At 53.2% G+C, this 15,744-nt stretch carries 13 protein-coding genes; 11 read left to right on the top strand and 2 right to left on the bottom strand.

All coding sequences use genetic code 11. From position 1 onward, the window contains the following. Window positions 1–22 precede the first annotated feature (22 nt). The 6 genes from ACSFXJ_RS19320 (at window position 23) to ACSFXJ_RS19295 (ending at window position 7,501) form a co-directional block, all read left to right on the top strand. Window positions 23–2,227, top strand: coding sequence for a hypothetical protein (locus ACSFXJ_RS19320; RefSeq protein WP_435922039.1), 2,205 nt, complete (start codon window positions 23–25; stop codon window positions 2,225–2,227). Then, window positions 2,193–3,197 (top strand): TadE family protein, encoded by a 1,005-nt coding sequence (locus ACSFXJ_RS19315; protein WP_435922038.1) that lies wholly within the window; start codon window positions 2,193–2,195, stop codon window positions 3,195–3,197. Before ACSFXJ_RS19320 ends, ACSFXJ_RS19315 begins: the two co-directional genes overlap by 35 nt. 34 nt (window positions 3,198–3,231) lie before the next feature. Further along, the gene (locus tag ACSFXJ_RS19310; protein WP_435925814.1) at window positions 3,232–3,741 is read left to right on the top strand and encodes an A24 family peptidase; all 510 of its coding nucleotides are present in this window, start codon (window positions 3,232–3,234) and stop codon (window positions 3,739–3,741) included. Between the two features lie 16 nt (window positions 3,742–3,757). Beyond that, window positions 3,758–5,353 (top strand): DUF6382 domain-containing protein, encoded by a 1,596-nt coding sequence (locus ACSFXJ_RS19305; protein ID WP_435922037.1) that lies wholly within the window; start codon window positions 3,758–3,760, stop codon window positions 5,351–5,353. Window positions 5,354–5,438: 85 nt separating this feature from the next. Further along, a complete protein-coding gene (locus tag ACSFXJ_RS19300; protein WP_435922036.1) occupies window positions 5,439–6,476 on the top strand; it encodes a FecCD family ABC transporter permease in 1,038 nt (345 codons plus the stop codon). Beyond that, a complete protein-coding gene (locus ACSFXJ_RS19295; RefSeq protein ID WP_435922035.1) occupies window positions 6,473–7,501 on the top strand; it encodes a FecCD family ABC transporter permease in 1,029 nt (342 codons plus the stop codon). The genes ACSFXJ_RS19300 and ACSFXJ_RS19295 overlap by 4 nt, the downstream gene beginning before the upstream one ends. 107 nt (window positions 7,502–7,608) lie before the next feature. Here the strand turns inward: ACSFXJ_RS19295 and ACSFXJ_RS19290 are convergent, their stop codons facing one another. Together ACSFXJ_RS19290 and ACSFXJ_RS19285 are read right to left on the bottom strand one after the other, a co-directional pair. Beyond that, complete coding sequence (locus ACSFXJ_RS19290; protein WP_435922034.1) at window positions 7,609–8,538, bottom strand: TIGR01777 family oxidoreductase; 930 nt, start codon at window positions 8,536–8,538, stop codon at window positions 7,609–7,611. Window positions 8,539–8,620: 82 nt separating this feature from the next. Further along, window positions 8,621–9,091 carry a DUF2621 domain-containing protein gene (locus ACSFXJ_RS19285; protein ID WP_435922033.1) on the bottom strand — a complete coding sequence of 157 codons (471 nt, stop codon included), beginning with the start codon at window positions 9,089–9,091 and terminating at the stop codon, window positions 8,621–8,623. A gap of 183 nt (window positions 9,092–9,274) precedes the next feature. Between ACSFXJ_RS19285 and ACSFXJ_RS19280 the strand changes: the two genes are divergently transcribed. The 5 genes from ACSFXJ_RS19280 to ACSFXJ_RS19260 all read left to right on the top strand — a co-directional run bounded on the left by ACSFXJ_RS19280 (window position 9,275) and on the right by ACSFXJ_RS19260 (window position 15,718). Continuing rightward, window positions 9,275–10,387, top strand: a complete 1,113-nt coding sequence (locus tag ACSFXJ_RS19280) for a deoxyribonuclease IV (RefSeq protein ID WP_435922032.1) — start codon at window positions 9,275–9,277, stop codon at window positions 10,385–10,387. Window positions 10,388–10,436: 49 nt separating this feature from the next. Further along, a complete protein-coding gene (gene purU, locus ACSFXJ_RS19275) occupies window positions 10,437–11,336 on the top strand; it encodes a formyltetrahydrofolate deformylase (RefSeq protein ID WP_435922031.1) in 900 nt (299 codons plus the stop codon). A gap of 137 nt (window positions 11,337–11,473) precedes the next feature. Beyond that, window positions 11,474–13,852, top strand: a complete 2,379-nt coding sequence (locus ACSFXJ_RS19270) for a DUF7408 domain-containing protein (RefSeq protein WP_435922030.1) — start codon at window positions 11,474–11,476, stop codon at window positions 13,850–13,852. Then, window positions 13,849–14,799, top strand: coding sequence for an ATP-binding cassette domain-containing protein (locus tag ACSFXJ_RS19265; protein ID WP_435922029.1), 951 nt, complete (start codon window positions 13,849–13,851; stop codon window positions 14,797–14,799). The genes ACSFXJ_RS19270 and ACSFXJ_RS19265 overlap by 4 nt, the downstream gene beginning before the upstream one ends. After that, entirely contained in the window at window positions 14,774–15,718 is a 945-nt protein-coding gene (locus ACSFXJ_RS19260; protein WP_435922028.1) for an ABC transporter permease, read from the top strand. The genes ACSFXJ_RS19265 and ACSFXJ_RS19260 overlap by 26 nt, the downstream gene beginning before the upstream one ends. The last annotated feature ends 26 nt before the right edge of the window (window positions 15,719–15,744 follow it).

Raw genomic sequence — 15,744 nt, 5'->3', positions numbered from 1 at the left:
ATGCGAAAGGGGGCAGGAAGCGATGTTTCAGCGGCACTGTTCGGAGCGGGGAGCGGTATCGGTATTTTTGATCCTTATTTTTGCGATTGTATTTGCTTTTGTATCTATTTTCATAGATTTCTCCCGGATGGCCGCTCTCCAAGCGAAGACCGAAATGCTGGCTCACAGCGCCTCGCGTTCCGTGATGTCGGCCTATGACCCGTCGTTGCTGGAGAAGTATGGACTATTTGCCTTCGGCGAAACGGATGCGAACTACATTATGTCCAAGGTGTTACAGGACCAGTTTGAGTTTGTGAAACATGGCGACAGTCTGCAGATCTCGGGAGCCAGACTCGATTCCTCCAGCGTGGAGATGCAAAGACCCCTTGGCACATATGCCGTTTTTGAGCAGCAGATCCGGGAGCAGATGAAGTATAAAGCACCGATTGATTTTACGATAGAGATCGTTAACCGGTTTAAACCGTTGTCCAGGGTGATGAAGGAGGCATCAAATACCGTGGACCTGCTCGGGAAGCTGCAAAAGCTCTATGATCTCCGCGAGGCGAAGCTCGATGAATTATTGGAAACCCAGCGAAAAGCGGCCGGATCGGCGGCGAACATCGCTCCTCTCATCCCCCGCTCCGGCAGTTCGCAGGGCAACGGAATATCCACCGGCGCCGACATTGCGGAACAGTACCCGGATTATGCTCAGAAAGTGGAGGAGGACCGGGACAGGGAACCGCTTGACAAAATGTATTCGATGGAAATCGCCCATTACCGATATGGGGCCTCGGAGGTATTCCGCAAGTTGGCGAAACGAAACGAAGAAGCCAAAAATAAACATGATCAATTGCTGCCGCAAGCAAGGAAGCTGCTCGCTGAAGTTAAACAAATTAATGAGCAAATGAAGCTCGTCATTGAGGAGTCGGAACGGCGGCCTGCCCAAGAAGGATACGACGATGTTTCGGCCATGCAAAGTACGGGGACTGCGGAAAAAGAAGTCGGCGGGGAGCAAATTGCCGAAATCCGCCGGAAAAGCCGGGAATTGCTGCTTTCGGAACAACTGTTTGCTGATTTCGAAGGAGATATCGGCGGACAGGAGACAAAGTTCGAAAGCATGCATTCTGCAGTGAATTCGTTCTTGGTTTTTGAAGGACCTGTCATGTCCGTTTCCTCCTCGTCCGGGGAACTGTATTCTGCTGTTCAGGGGATGAATCGGGAGACGGATGCATATTTGGAGCTGTTCTCGGATGCCGGCAGCCGCAATCTCATAGAGGAGAATCAAAAAATACTTGAGGCCCACCGGGCTTCGGACGAAGAGCGAAAGCGAACGGAGAAGGAAGCGGAGGGGAAGCTGAAAGAAGCGAAAAGCATCATCGGCCGAATTTCGGATTTACAGAACAAGCTGAAAGGGTTGCAGAGACAATTCGACCAACTGGAAGCCTTCTATAAGGAGAACCGTGAAAAAAACCGGCAATCCGGATCCGGGCAGGAAGCAGGCACAGCAATCGCCGGAAATCCTTATGATGCCGGGGGCGGGGCGATGGGCGGAATGGACATCCTGTTCGGAGGCTTTTCCTCTCTGATCAAAGGGATGTCGGATAACTGTTTTCAAACCGAGTATATCGCCAATTATTTTACTTATTTGGATATCAGCGCGCTTGATGAACTCTTGGATGGTAGCGGGACGGATAAGCTGGACCGCTTAACTGATTCATTAGCGGCCGGACAGCAGGAAGTGGAATATATCCTTTACGGATTTCATAATCCGGCCGGTAATATTGCCGCTGCCTATGGTGAAATATTCGGGATGCGGCTGGCGATCCGGACGATGGAGGGGTTGATCAAAAACAGCACGAAAGGGCATCCCCTGCTGATTTTGGCCGCTGCTCTTTTGTACGGAATCGAGCATGCGGTCAAGGACATGATTGAATTGACAAAGACAGGCAGCTTGGAGCTTAGCGACTATTTGAAAATAAAGCTGTCTTATCGCGACCATTTACGGATTTTTCTGCTGCTTCACGGACGGTCGGAAGCAAGGCTTTCGAGAATGCTGGCTGTGATCCGCTTGAATACGGGGATAAGCACCGAGGAGCGTCCGACGTATTTGAAAGGAACGGTAACGGTAGCCATGCCGGTATGGTTCCTTCCCGGGGTCGCAAAAGCGCTGGGGTCGGCGGGGATCCTGAGCGGAAGGGTGGAAGGGAATACATATGTTGCCGTTAAACAAGCGGATTTTTCGTACTGAGTATGATCGGAAATGCCGCGGAAGCATCGTGCTGGAAGCGTCGTTGGTCATGCCCGCATTTGTCATCGTCTTGTTCTTGTTTATTTACATGGTTCAAATGACGATGTTATCCACCCAGTTGCATACGGTCGCCGCGAATTCGGTCAGACAAGTGTCCGCTCATATGTACCCGGTTGCGCTCGCGGTTTCGCAAAGGACGGAAACCAACGGGCAGGAAGGGAACGGACAGGCGATAATGTCCAAAGCAACCGCAGCGGTTTCTTATATGCTGAATTTCTCCTTGTCGGACTGGGCGGAGCAGTATGCGTCCGGCTTGCCTTCCCCGATGTCCGACTGGATCCGGTCTGCGGCTGCCAAAGGGGATGAACCGCTACAGCATATCAAGAACTCCGCGGTGGAGAGCGTGCTGGATCCGGTTGTAAAGCCGATCCTTCGCCCCTTTTTGGAAAACACCTGGCTTAAGGAAGACCGCCTTCACGTCAACGGAGTCACCGTACCGGATCTGAAAACCGGGAAAAATCCGTACTTCGGGCTGGAAATCAGCTATGAGCTTCCCGTAAAGGTTCCTTTTACAGGGCGGCCAATCGTCATTCAGACGCGAGCCGAAGAAAGGTTATGGATCGGCGATACCGGTGAACTGAATCAGGGAGACGGCGGAAACGGGGAAGGCATGAGCGGGCAGGCCGCGGTCATTTTGTCCAAGCCTGATCCGGCATACGCCGGGAGACGCGCAAAAATAACCGCCAAAATTCCGCCCGGCAACAAGGCCAAGCTGACGGTCTACTACAAAAGCGGGGTCAGTCAGGCGAAGTATCTCGGCGAGGCGACGGCCGATGATCAAGGTATATTGCAATGGGAATGGCTGGTCGGAGGGAATACGACGCCCGGGACATGGAGCTTTGTTATTGAAACGGAAGAAGGTCTGCAGACAACGGAGACATTCCGTGTCGAAAGTCCGAAATCCTCGTAAGTGATGCTGTGTTTGGAGGTGAAGCATTTTGAATATGTCGGGAGAATTTCTGGGATGCCTTATCATGCTGGTTGCAGCATTTGTTACGGATGTAAGGACAATGAAAATTCCGAATATCATTACGATGTCGGGCATAATCGCGGGTTTGGGATGGCACCTCATCACCGGGGGATGGAACGGGGGGCTGAGTGCATTAATGGGAGCTGCGGCAGGATTCGGGATACTGTTGGTTTTGTACTGGCTTGGCGCGGTGGGCGGCGGGGACGTGAAGCTGTTCGGCGCTATAGGAGCCTGGACGGGAACCTTGCTTGCCCTTTACATCCTGATGTATTCCATTTTAGTAGCCGGAATGATCGGTATCGTAGTATTGATATGGCGGCGCGAAGCCTTTTCGAGAATGCGGGGGATGGTGCAAAGCGTGCTTGGCGCCTATATGTTGAAGAGTTGGGATCCCGTACGTGCAGGAACAAAGAAACAACTGCAAATCCCGTTTATGCTTGCGGTTTTACCCGGAGCCATCCTGGGCTATTATCATTTACCCTGAGGAGGAGGGAGCCGATATGCCGGAGCTTGTTGCCGATTTTGTCAGAAATGGCGGAACTTATATGGTTTTGACCGGGAAGGCGGGACTGCGCTCGGAACAGATCAACCGGATTCAACATGCGATGCTGTCGTCCGTAAGCGTACCGAATCTGTTGCGGGTCGATGTCAGGGAAGTGGATTTCAATGTGAGCCTGCATTACGAAATCACGGGAAGGCGGATGCTGTCCCAATGCTTGAAGCATGAACAAATCGGGATGGAGGAGTTTTATAGTCTGCTGTTGCAGGTACTCGCCGTACTCGATGACGGCAAGCAATACATGCTATCCGCGGATCATTTCCTGCTGTCTGCGGACAGGATCTTTGTCGAGGACGAGCTATCTTCGGGAATATTGCATTTCACATACGTACCTATTCTGGACAAGCTGTCTGATGAGCCGCTCTCCAAAACGCTGCTTGCATTGATAACCGGATTAATGGGGAGCGTGACGGTCATTGAAGGAGACGGCATCCAACAGTTGCTGCGTTATTGTTCGGATGATCTGTTTTCCGTTCCCCACATGAAAAAAATGCTGCTGAATCTTTTATCGGGAGACAGAAGTACAGGAGAAACACCGCGAAAACATGGCGATGTTACGATGGGTCCGCACATTCCGGCTAAGAAGGAGGCTATGGTTCCACGTGTCATGCCTCTTTCATCACCGCGGGTCACCATCAGGGAATATGTACCTCACCAGGAGCCGATACTTGAACCTGTACATAGTGATATTAACGGTGGACCCGAGACGGAATCTGAACGCGGAACGGATGAGCGAACGGCTTCACGAATCGGGATGTATGCCTTGCCCGGGGCTTCGCTGCTGACTGCGCTGGCTTGGAAATTCATCTATTTGGATCATCCTTCACGGATGACGCTCACCATATCCCTCATCGTAACGGTTCTTGCGGCAGCGGCGGTGTTCTTTATTCGAAGCGGCAAGGTAAATTTCGCCCGGAGCCTATCGAAAAGCGGCGGATCACTGGATTCCGAGGTTACGGCGGGAGAAGAGGAAAGGCGATTTCTGGAGGCGGACTGGAGGTGGAGCGAACCGGAATCGCTTCATTCCATATTTGAAGTAAAAACGGATATCGGGAAAGATGCTCCGAACAGGGCGGTCAAGGAAAATTTTGATATTGGGACGTTGCCCAACGAAAACCCGGTTGCCGGATCCGTAAGTCACTTCCCTCAACCGACAGTGCTGCTCGGCAGAAATCAGGAACCGGAGAACCGGTTCTCGTCCGTCAATACCTATAGTCTGTCAAGGATGAGTCAAGAGCAGGGGCTGCCGGAGATAATTCCGCTTCATTTCGGAAGCTTTATTATCGGACGGTCGGAAGACATCGCCCAATATGTTGACCGGACGACAGGGGTTTCACGGGCGCATGTGGAAGTGATGGTGCGCCGGGAGGGATGTAGTCTGAAAGATCTGGGCTCCGTGAACGGAACCCGATTGCGGGGAGAACTCATTGCTCCGTACAAGGAATATCCTTTGGAGCCGGAAGAATCTTTTCTGATCGCGGGAAGCACCTATACTTTGAAATTGAGCGGCCAGGCGCTTGCTCCGGAAAAAGCGTAGATAAACGCGTAAAAAGGGAGTATAATGAACGAGAATCATTCTCAATTGAGGGTAAAATTACTATTGTTCAAGGAAGGATTTATTCATGACAGCTTCTACCCGAACCTTCAAACCCCGTTATCGCTCCCGGCCGGTCGCGGCCACGCTGATTTTATTCGCCGGAGTTGCCTTGCTGATATTTTCGATCGGGCTGTCCATTTCCGTCGGAGCCGCCGATATCAAGCTGGCGACGGTATGGGAGGCTTTATTCCATTTCAATGCGGAATCGACCCAGCATCAAATCATTCTGGACATGCGGCTTCCGCGGGCTCTAGCGGCGGCTTTGATCGGAGCGGGGCTAGCGGTCGCCGGCGCGATCATGCAGGGAATGACGCGTAATCCGATGGCCGATTCCGGACTGCTCGGGCTGAATTCAGGCGCAGGACTGGCGCTCGCGATTTGCTTCGCCCTTTTTCCGGGCACTTCGTTTTTAACGACGATTTTTTATTCGTTTGCCGGGGCTGCTGCAGGCGCCGGACTTGTGTTTGGTATAGGCTATATGTCCAAAGGTGGTATGAGTCCGGTTCGTTTGACCTTGGCCGGTGCGGCGGTAAGCATGCTGCTGGTGGCTCTCAGTGAAGGCATTGCGATTTATTTTAAAGTGGGACAAGACCTTGCTTTCTGGTATGCGGGCGGCGTAGCAGGAACGACCTGGACGCAAGTCCGGATGGTCGCTCCTTGGGTTCTCGTTGGTCTGCTTGGCGCCATTGCCCTTTCCAAATCGATTTCGCTGCTTAGTCTTGGTGAAGACGTAGCCACAGGCCTTGGCCAAAGAACAGGTCTCATTAAAGCGGTAAGCATGCTGTTTGTGTTGATTCTAGCCGGGAGTGCGGTATCGATCGTCGGTGCGATCGGATTCGTCGGCCTGATGATTCCGCACATTTCCAAGTTTCTTGTCGGAGTCGACTACCGTTGGGTCATTCCGTCATCCGCGGTACTTGGCAGCTTACTGTTGGTGTTTGCCGACATTTTGTCGAGAACGATCAATCCGCCCCATGAAGTTCCGGTCGGTGCGTTGATCGCGGTTCTTGGCGTTCCGTTTTTCCTCTATCTGGTGTTAAAGCAGAAAGGAGGGGCAGAATGAACGGACCCGATTACTCGGCCCACTTGCGAAAGAAAGCAAACAGGGCGTATATCGTCATCGCCTTATTTGCCGTTTTGATTCTTGCGGTATTTATTATAAGCATGAATATAGGGCACATCAGGTTATCTCCGGGAGATTTATTGAAGACGCTGTTCGGGATGGGAACGGAAAGACAGGAACTGATTCTTTATGACTTCAGATTGCCCCGGATCGTGATCTCGGTGTTGATCGGCATGGGACTCGCGGTATCCGGCTGCGTCTTTCAGGGGATCTCGCGCAATCCGCTGGCCGATCCGGGGGTGCTCGGAATCAATGCCGGCGCAGGGCTTGCCGTAACTTTGTTTATCTCGTTCTATCCGGCAACCTCCGCGGCACCGGTCTTTTTAATGCCTGTTCTGGCACTTCTGGGTTCGGGCATCGCGGCGACTTTGATCTATGTTCTATCCTACAAAAAAAATTACGGCTTCCAGCCGATCCGTATGATACTCATTGGAATTGCGCTGGCGGCGGGAATCAACGCGGCGATGATCATTTTGCAGCTTCGTCTGCGTCCGGAGGAGTATCAATTGCTGCAAGTATGGCTGGTAGGGAGCATCTGGGGAACCACATGGAAACATGTATTGGCATTATTGCCATGGATCGTAATTCTTCTCCCGTATGTCTTTCTGAAGGGCCGCGCCTTGAACGTACTTAGTCTTGGCGATCAAACGGCAACCGGCTTGGGAACAACGATCGAACGCTCCAGGCTTGGCCTGCTGGCCGCTGCCGTCGGTTTGGCGGGAGCTTCGGTGGCCGTCGGCGGCGGGATCTCCTTCGTCGGGCTGATTGCGCCTCATTTGGCAAGACGTCTCGTTGGGCCGAAGCACGAATATTTGCTCCCCGCTTCCGCATTGGCCGGCGGCCTGCTCGTCATTGTCGGGGACACGCTTAGCAGGGGCATTCTGGAGTCCATACCTACCGGAATCTTCGTCGCGATTATCGGAGCTCCTTATTTCCTTTACTTGTTGACAAAGTCGAAGCTTTAAACGAAAGCACCTTCGTTGGATAAAATCCAACCAGTAGCTTAAGGTGACCACTTTGCCAGGTTTTGATTGAAAATTTTCCAATGAAGACAACACCCCGTGGAGAAAATCTACTTCTTCAATGCCCGGAGCGCTTCCTCCAGACGGGGATAGGAAAAATGGAAGCCCTCCCGGAGCGCCGTTTCCGGGAGGGCTTTTTGCCCTTCCAGAAGCAGCATGGACATTTCCCCCAGCAGCAGCTTCAATAGCGGGGAGGGGAGCGGTAGCCAGACGGGGCGATGGTATACCTTCCCGAGAATGATGCTGAATTCTTCGTTCGTAACCGGATTGGGAGTGACGGCGTTGACGGGGCCGGAAATCCCGGCAACGCGGACGCAATGGTCGACGAGCCGGACCAGATCGTGCAGATGGATCCACGGCATCCACTGTCGGCCGCTCCCGATTTTCCCCCCCACCCCAAGCGTAAATGGAAGTTTCATCAGCGGAAAGGCTCCCCCATTTTTTCCGAGCACAAGTCCGGTCCGAAGCTTCACCAGACGGCAGCCGTCAAACCCTTCATCTGCGGCATCTTCCCATCGTTTTGTTACCTCGGAAAGAAAATCATGGTTCAGAGGCTCCCGCCCGCGCAATCCGGCTTCGGTATATACGTCGGTCAAGGAGGTGCCGTAAATACCTACGGCCGAAGCTTGTACAACCACTTCCGGTCTTTTTTGGACGGAGGCGGCCAGGCGAGAAACCTCACGGGTCGAATCCAGCCGGGAATCCAAAATCCGTTGTTTCGCTTTACCGCTCCAGCGCTGATTCAGCGTTACGCCCGCCAAATTCACGAAGGCATCCGCGTTTTCAAGCGGGGAGGGATCCTTTTTCAGTTCTTCCCATGTGCGCCACGAGATATTTGAAGCGGATTTTGATGTAGTTTTCACCCGTGCCTCCGGCGCCTTTTTTCTGGATACGACGATGATCTCGCATTCTTTTTCCAGCCAAAACTCCGTAAGCGCGCTGCCGATAAACCCGCTTCCGCCAAAAATCGCGATCTTCACGCTAGTAATCCCCCTTCCAAAGGTATGACAAAAAACATCCGGTCCTCTGATATGAAGGGCCGGATGCGCTTTTGTGCCGGAATTATTTATTCATTAAATGCTGATACGGCTTATAATCGATCTTGTTTTTCTCCAGAAACTGAATCAGAAATTTGTTATCCCGCTTCGGAGTGGCTTGGATATAGCCTTTGATGCAATGCTCGCGGGTCACCTCGGACGCATTCTCTTCCAGCGCGATTCTGCCGATCTCCGCGGCGATCGAGTGCTTGGCGATATCCCGGAACGGACCCGGCACCGGTTGAACCAGCATATTCAAAAAGTCTTTGGCTTCATCGCCCCATAGATGCCGGCTCGATTCGACCCAATGATTTTGCCAGTCGAGCTTGGATTTTCCGTCCGCTTTAGGCAGGACCTTCAGAAATTTCCGGAACATAAAAAATCCTCCGATGCACATCAGACCGAGCAAAACAAATCCCCAGAAGACGATACTATTCAAAAATAAATTGCTGGGTCCTTCCGCGGAAAGCGGGAGCAGCCGAACAATACTCAGCATGGGCGGTCACCTCGAAACTACCATTAATATAATTCCGTGACATATATCACTGATTTGGATTATATCGTATTTCCGGATATTTTTCGAGGCGGAATCTCTTTTTTTCGATGGACTGGCCTTTTTCGGGTAATCACGATAAAATAAGTTTGTTTAGCGATTTACTGTCCAAAAGGGGGAAAATACATGCTTAAAATCGGTTCCCACGTCTCGTTCTCGGACAAAGGGCTGTTGACTGCAACGGAGGAAGCCGCTTCCTACGGCTCCAGTTCGTTTATGATATATACCGGGGCTCCGCAAAATACGCGGCGCAAACCGATCGAATCGATGAACATCGAGCAGGGCAAAGCGGCCATGGCCGCCGCCAATATCGACGAAATCGTCGTCCATGCTCCTTATATTATCAATCTTGGATCCTATAAGTCGAATACGTACCAGCTTGCGGTCGATTTTTTGCAGGAGGAAATCCGGCGGACGCATGCGCTTGGCGTGCGGAATATCGTGCTCCATCCGGGGGCGTTTACCGACAAGGATGCGGAGTACGGCGTGGCGAGAATCGCCGAAGGCCTGAACGAAGTGCTGAACGGCACGAATGAAACGGAAGTCAACATCGCGCTTGAAACGATGGCCGGCAAAGGCACGGAGGTCGGACGCAGCTTTGAAGAGATCGCTTCGATCATCGATAAGGTGCAGCATAACGAACGTTTGACGATCTGCATGGACACTTGCCATATTCATGACGCGGGTTATGATATCGTGAACGATCTGGACGGCGTGCTTCGGCAGTTTGACGATCTGATCGGACTGAACCGCCTTGCGATCGTCCATATCAACGACAGCAAAAACCCGGCGGGAGCGCGCAAAGACCGCCATACGCCGCTCGGAACCGGCTGGATCGGCTTCGAGGCGATCAACCGGGTCGTTCATCATGAGGCGCTGCAAGGGCGGCCTTTCATATTGGAAACGCCTTGGGTCGGCAAAGACGCGAAAACCCAGCGTCCGATGTACGAAATGGAGATTGCGCTCCTTCGGGGCGATTTGGCCGGACGGTTCGGCGAAGATATTTTGACCGAAATCGAACAGCTGGGAGCGTTTTTTGCGGGACAAGATATCCATCCGCGAAGCTTTGTGCTCGGCACCTGGGATCTGCTTAAAAACGACGCGAAAGCGAAGAAGGCCGACCCGCGCGAGCCGCTGGAACGCTTATATGATCTCGTCGCCGCGGCGAATCTGTTCCCGGATTATTCGGAGGAACAAATCAATCAGCGGCTGGTAGCGTGGTTGTCTACCGGGCATTAATTGATCCAGGCAAAAGGACTTACACGAAATTCAGGAGGATGCAAGAACGATGGATGCACATGTTAAAGCGGGCGGACGCCCGGCAAAACCTTTCGACGATAACCGGGCCCGGATGCTCATTTCCTGCCCGGACGGCCCCGGCATCGTTGCCGCGGTTTCGCAATTCCTGCATGAGCACGGAGCGAATATCGTCCAGTCGGACCAATATACGATGAACCCGGAAGGCGGCATGTTTTTCATGCGCGTCGAGTTTGACCTCGATCGGCTGGAAGATCGCCTGGACGGATTAAAACAAGACTTTTCCGCGATTGCGGACAAATTCGATATGAGCTGGAACATTTACCAGCTTAGCCACAAGAAAAAGCTGGCCATCTTCGTATCCAAAGAAGACCATTGCCTGGTGGAGCTGCTGTGGCAGTGGCAGGCCGGAGATCTGGACGCCGAAATTTCCATGGTCGTCAGCAATCACCCGGATATGAAGGAATATGTCGAGTCCTTTGGCATTCCTTATCATCACATTCCGGTAACCCCGGAGACGAAAAAGGAAGCCGAGCAAAAGCAGCTTGAGCTCGTCAACGGAAAGGTTGACCTGATCGTGCTGGCAAGATATATGCAGATCGTCTCTCCGGCGCTGATCGAACCGTACCGGAACCGGATCATCAACATTCACCATTCGTTCCTTCCGGCATTCGTCGGAGGCAAGCCATACGCCCAGGCGTATGACCGCGGCGTCAAAATCATCGGAGCCACCGCGCATTACGTCACGGAGGAGCTTGACGGCGGACCGATTATCGAACAGGACGTCCAACGGGTTAGCCACCGGGATGACGTGGGTGAACTGAAACGGATCGGGCGGACCATCGAGCGGGTCGTGCTCGCAAGAGCCGTGAAGTGGCATATCGAGGACCGCATTCTTGTGCACCAGAACAAAACGGTCGTTTTTAACTAGAAGAATAAGGCATATCGCATCATTCAACCGCGCGGCAGACCATCCATTTGCCGGGCGGTTTTTGCATAAAAGGAAACTTTTTAAGGACGGCAATCGTTACAGTTTATATGAAAATAAATCCGAGAGGGGAACGTACTTTGTTTTTTTTCGCGAAAAAAGCATCGGCTATAGCTCTGTCCTTGCTCATCGCCGTTACGGCCCTGGGCCTTCTGCCTTCAAGCCCGGCATACGCCGCGGGACCGTCGATCAGCATCGAAACCGAGCTTGGCTTTGGGGATTTGACCAAACTGGACGAATGGAGCCCGTTGACCGTTAAGCTGACAAGCGACAAGGACGTGTCCGGAGAGCTTGTCGTCCAGACGGAGCTGCCGGATTCCGGGACCCGGGTATCGCATGTCCAGAGGATCGATTTGCCGGCCGGTACGACGAAATCCGTAACGTTTGGCGTCGTGGGCAATGCTTTCAACAAAAGAAATAGTGAAATCCGTTTCTATCAGGGAACGGCGGAAACGGGAAAATACATCCCGTTTTCTTCGGGCCTGTCCTATTTGCAAAACGTCGTCTCCAACGGTATGGTGATCGGCGCATTGTCCGAAGACCCGGATACCGCGAATTTTTTGGCGGCGATGAACGGAACCGGGTTCAACACGCGGATCGTTCCGCTTCAAAAGGAACAAATTCCGGATGAGGGGATTTTGCTTTCCGGTCTCGATGTGCTGATGTTGAACAATTTTGCGTCGGACGCGCTTTCGTCCAAACAGCTGGAAGCCATCCGTTCGTGGGTGCATCGGGGCGGCACGCTCGTGTTAAGCGGCGGGCAAGGCTACGCGAAAACGGCTCAAGGCTTCGAGGACCTATCCCCGGTAGAGTATAAAGGCAGCATGGATGGGACGGAGGGGACATTCGCCGAATTTGCAAAGGCCGGAGGTAAAGCGCTGTCGATCCCTGATCCGTTTCCGCTTTCGGAGTCTGTGCTGAAGGATGGGGCGGAAGCGGATGTGTCCGCGGGCTCGCTTCCGTTGTTGGCTTCCCGGGAGTTCGGTAAAGGGAAGGTCCGCTACGCCGCATATGACTTGGCCATGGAGCCGCTGCACAGTTGGGCCGGACATGCCGAGGTCTGGAAAACCGTGCTTGGAGAGGAGCTATCGGCAAACAACGCCGTGATGAGAGGCGTGAACTCCCAGCGTAACAGCTTATCCGGGGTAAGCTACTTGCTGGACTATTTTCCGTCATTGTCATTGCCTCCGTTCTCGTTGCTGTTGTGGCTCTTGATCGGTTATGCGCTGCTCGTTGCCCCCGCGCTTTATTATGTTCTGAAAAAATTCGACAAGCGGGAATGGGCTTGGGGATTGATCCCGCTCATCGCGGTCATCGCCAGCGCCGGGATTTATATGGCCGGCACCGCCGGAAAATCAAGCGTCCGGGCTCACACCCTCAGCATGGTCGAACTCGACGGAAAAGGCCTGGCGGTCTCGTCTTCCGCCACCGCATTGTTCGTGCCCCGCGGCGGAACGTACAGCGTACAGCTGCCCAAGGGTACATACGTTACGATGCAACGGGAAGACGGACTGCTTAGCGGAGGGCAAACCGGCGGCGCGGACCGGCAGTTGATCCGGCAAAACGAAGAATCGACGGACGTCAAGCTGAGAGAGATGACGCACCGTTCGATCGCCAAGCTATGGATGGATAACTCGGCTTCCCTTACGACGGGAGCGCTTGATATCCGGGTTTCATACGATTCGAACGGAAAACCGCAGGGGACCGTGACGAACGGCACGGATACGGATCTGCAAAACGCGGCGCTGTTTACGGCCGGTCAGGTCTATGTTCTCGGCGATCTGCCAAAGGGCGAGCAGGTTTCCATTCCCGCCTCGTCTTTGAGTTTGGCCTACAACTATAACGACTATGGGATGGCCGTTTTCCCGACGGTAGGAAACATGAAAGAAAATAATTTGCTCGAGCGGCAAAGAGGAATGATTAATCAGTTCATGAACCGGACCGCTACCGCTAACAAACATGTCGTGATTGCCTGGAACGAAGAAAAATTAGGCGGCCTTAAAGTAAATGGAAAAGAGGCTGCGTCCGATTGGCTGAATATGGTGGTGCAGGCCTATGAACCGGATTTAAACGGCGAAGCCGGAATTCCATACGGCCTGATCGATCCGTTGATCAGCGCCGCGACCGCGAAGGAATGGTATAACAACGGCATGCAAGCCATCGATATGTCTCCCGGAGATCTGACGCTGGAGTACAGCTTGCCGAAGGGCGCCAAAAACGTTTACGCGGAGCTCGGGCTTCGCTGGACCAATCGGGGGCAAAACACCTCCCTGATGATTTGGAATACGGAGAAAAAGACGTGGGATGAAGCGGAAGCAGGCGTGAATTCGCAAACAGGAACCGCGCTGGATGCCAATTCCTATATCGAGGGCGATAAAGTGAAGCTTAAAATTACGGCCGCGGAGTGGGCTTCCTTCAACCTTCCGGAAATCTCGCTGAAAGGAGGTGCCGCGAAGTGATCGAAATTAAAAATCTGACGAAAACCTACGGCGGTTTTGAAGCGCTGAAAAACGTCAACCTCACGATCGATAAAGGAACGGTGTTCGGCTTTGTCGGACCGAACGGCGCCGGAAAGACGACGACGATGTCGATTCTGGCGACATTGCTGGCGCCGACTTCGGGCTCGGCCAAGGTAGGCGGATTCGAAGTGACGGAGGAACCGCATGAAGTCCGCAAAAGAATCGGCTATATGCCGGACTTTTTCGGCGTATACGATCAATTCAAAACGACGGAATACTTGCATTTTTACGGAGCCAGCTACGGCATTCCGCGCGCGGAGCGGGAAAAGCTCATTCCGCAACTGCTGGAGCTTGTCAACTTGAGCGATAAAAAGGATGCTTATGTGGACAGTCTGTCACGGGGCATGAAGCAGCGCCTTTGCCTGGCCCGTTGCCTCGTTCATGATCCGGATGTGCTTATTCTCGACGAACCCGCCTCCGGGCTCGACCCCCGCGCGCGAATCGAAATGCGGGAAATATTGAAGGAACTGAAGCTGATGGGCAAAACGATCATCATTTCATCGCATATTTTGCCGGAGCTCGCGGAAATGGTCGACGAAATCGGCGTGATCGAGCACGGGATGATGGTGGCTCAAGGCAAAGTAAGCGAAATTCAAAACCGGCTTCGGGTGAAAAGAGTGCTCCATATCCGCGTGATCGACAGGGCGGAGGAATTGGCGGAGCGTCTAAGGGATGAAGCTCACGTCAGCCAGGTACTTCATGACGAGACGGGAGTTCATGTTCATTTCGGCGGCGGCGACGCGGAGCAGTCCGCTCTGTTGGGCGGTATCATCGCCTCGGGATATCAAGTGGTCTCCTTCCATGAAGCCCAGAGCAACCTGGAGGACGTATTTCTGGAAATTACGAAAGGAGGGGCGGAACATGAACTGGCAAAAGGTACTGATTAACCCGGTGCTCGGCAAAGAATTCCGCTTGCGGATGCGGACGCCGAGATCGGCGATATCCGTATTTGCTTACGTGCTCGTTATGGGGTTGCTTGCCATGGGAATCATCTACGTCATGATGGCTTCAAGCGGCATGGCCCACACGGGCAGAATCGATCCGGGCACAAGCCGGTTGATGTTCTATGCGCTCAGCATTGCGCAGCTTGTCCTGATCGCGTTCATGACTCCGGCGCTAACGGCCGGCGTGATTAGCGGAGAACGGGAAAAGCAGACGCTGAACATGCTGTTGACGACCCAGCAGAGCTCGGCGACGATCATCCTAAGCAAGCTCGCGGCTTCACTCAGCTTTATGACATTGATCATCCTCGCCACGTTGCCGGTCTACAGCATCGTATTTTTGTACGGCGGCGTGTCTCCGAGCCAACTGGTGTCGGTGTTTCTGTTTTATTTGTTCGTGATGCTATTGCTCGGCTCGATCGGTGTTTTCTTTTCTACGGTGTTCAAAAGAACGATGCTGTCCGTCATTATGACGTACGGAGTGGGGCTCGTGATCTTTCTGGCGACAGGGCTGGCTTTTCTGTTCGCGATGGGGATCGACCAGGCGAATTATTACAGTGCCGGGGCACCGTCAAGGCCCTATTCGTGGGTGGGCTTTTTGCTCGGTTTGAATCCGGCGGGGGCGTTGATCAGCATTTTTGAGCCGTCCTTTTCGGATTCCGCCTTTTTCGTGCAGCGGAGCAACCTTGCGCAGCAAGGAGCGCCGATCGAGCTGTGGCAGGAATTCCTCCTCGTTTACAGCGTGCTGATCGTTCTGTTTCTATGGCTGGCGATCCGCAGCATAAGACCGGTACGAGGCAAAAGAAAGAAAAAGGTGCAAGCGGAGGTTCCGCAGACGGGCGGGGCCGAAAATCTAGGTGAATAAAAGCGTTTCGGGAAAGGAGGCGGCAA

The sequence above is a fragment of the Paenibacillus salivarius genome (assembly GCF_051307165.1).
GTDB lineage: Bacteria > Bacillota > Bacilli > Paenibacillales > Paenibacillaceae > Fontibacillus.
This window is presented reverse-complemented; position numbering and strand designations above follow the sequence as displayed.

Coding starts and splice junctions, on each gene's coding strand:
- ACSFXJ_RS19320 (WP_435922039.1), top strand. CDS start 23: ATGTTTCAGCGGCACTGTTCGGAGCGGGGAGCGGTATCGGTATTTTTG.
- ACSFXJ_RS19315 (WP_435922038.1), top strand. CDS start 2,193: ATGTTGCCGTTAAACAAGCGGATTTTTCGTACTGAGTATGATCGGAAA.
- ACSFXJ_RS19310 (WP_435925814.1), top strand. CDS start 3,232: ATGTCGGGAGAATTTCTGGGATGCCTTATCATGCTGGTTGCAGCATTT.
- ACSFXJ_RS19305 (WP_435922037.1), top strand. CDS start 3,758: ATGCCGGAGCTTGTTGCCGATTTTGTCAGAAATGGCGGAACTTATATG.
- ACSFXJ_RS19300 (WP_435922036.1), top strand. CDS start 5,439: ATGACAGCTTCTACCCGAACCTTCAAACCCCGTTATCGCTCCCGGCCG.
- ACSFXJ_RS19295 (WP_435922035.1), top strand. CDS start 6,473: ATGAACGGACCCGATTACTCGGCCCACTTGCGAAAGAAAGCAAACAGG.
- ACSFXJ_RS19285 (WP_435922033.1), bottom strand. CDS start 9,091: ATGCTGAGTATTGTTCGGCTGCTCCCGCTTTCCGCGGAAGGACCCAGC.
- ACSFXJ_RS19280 (WP_435922032.1), top strand. CDS start 9,275: ATGCTTAAAATCGGTTCCCACGTCTCGTTCTCGGACAAAGGGCTGTTG.
- purU (WP_435922031.1), top strand. CDS start 10,437: ATGGATGCACATGTTAAAGCGGGCGGACGCCCGGCAAAACCTTTCGAC.
- ACSFXJ_RS19260 (WP_435922028.1), top strand. CDS start 14,774: ATGAACTGGCAAAAGGTACTGATTAACCCGGTGCTCGGCAAAGAATTC.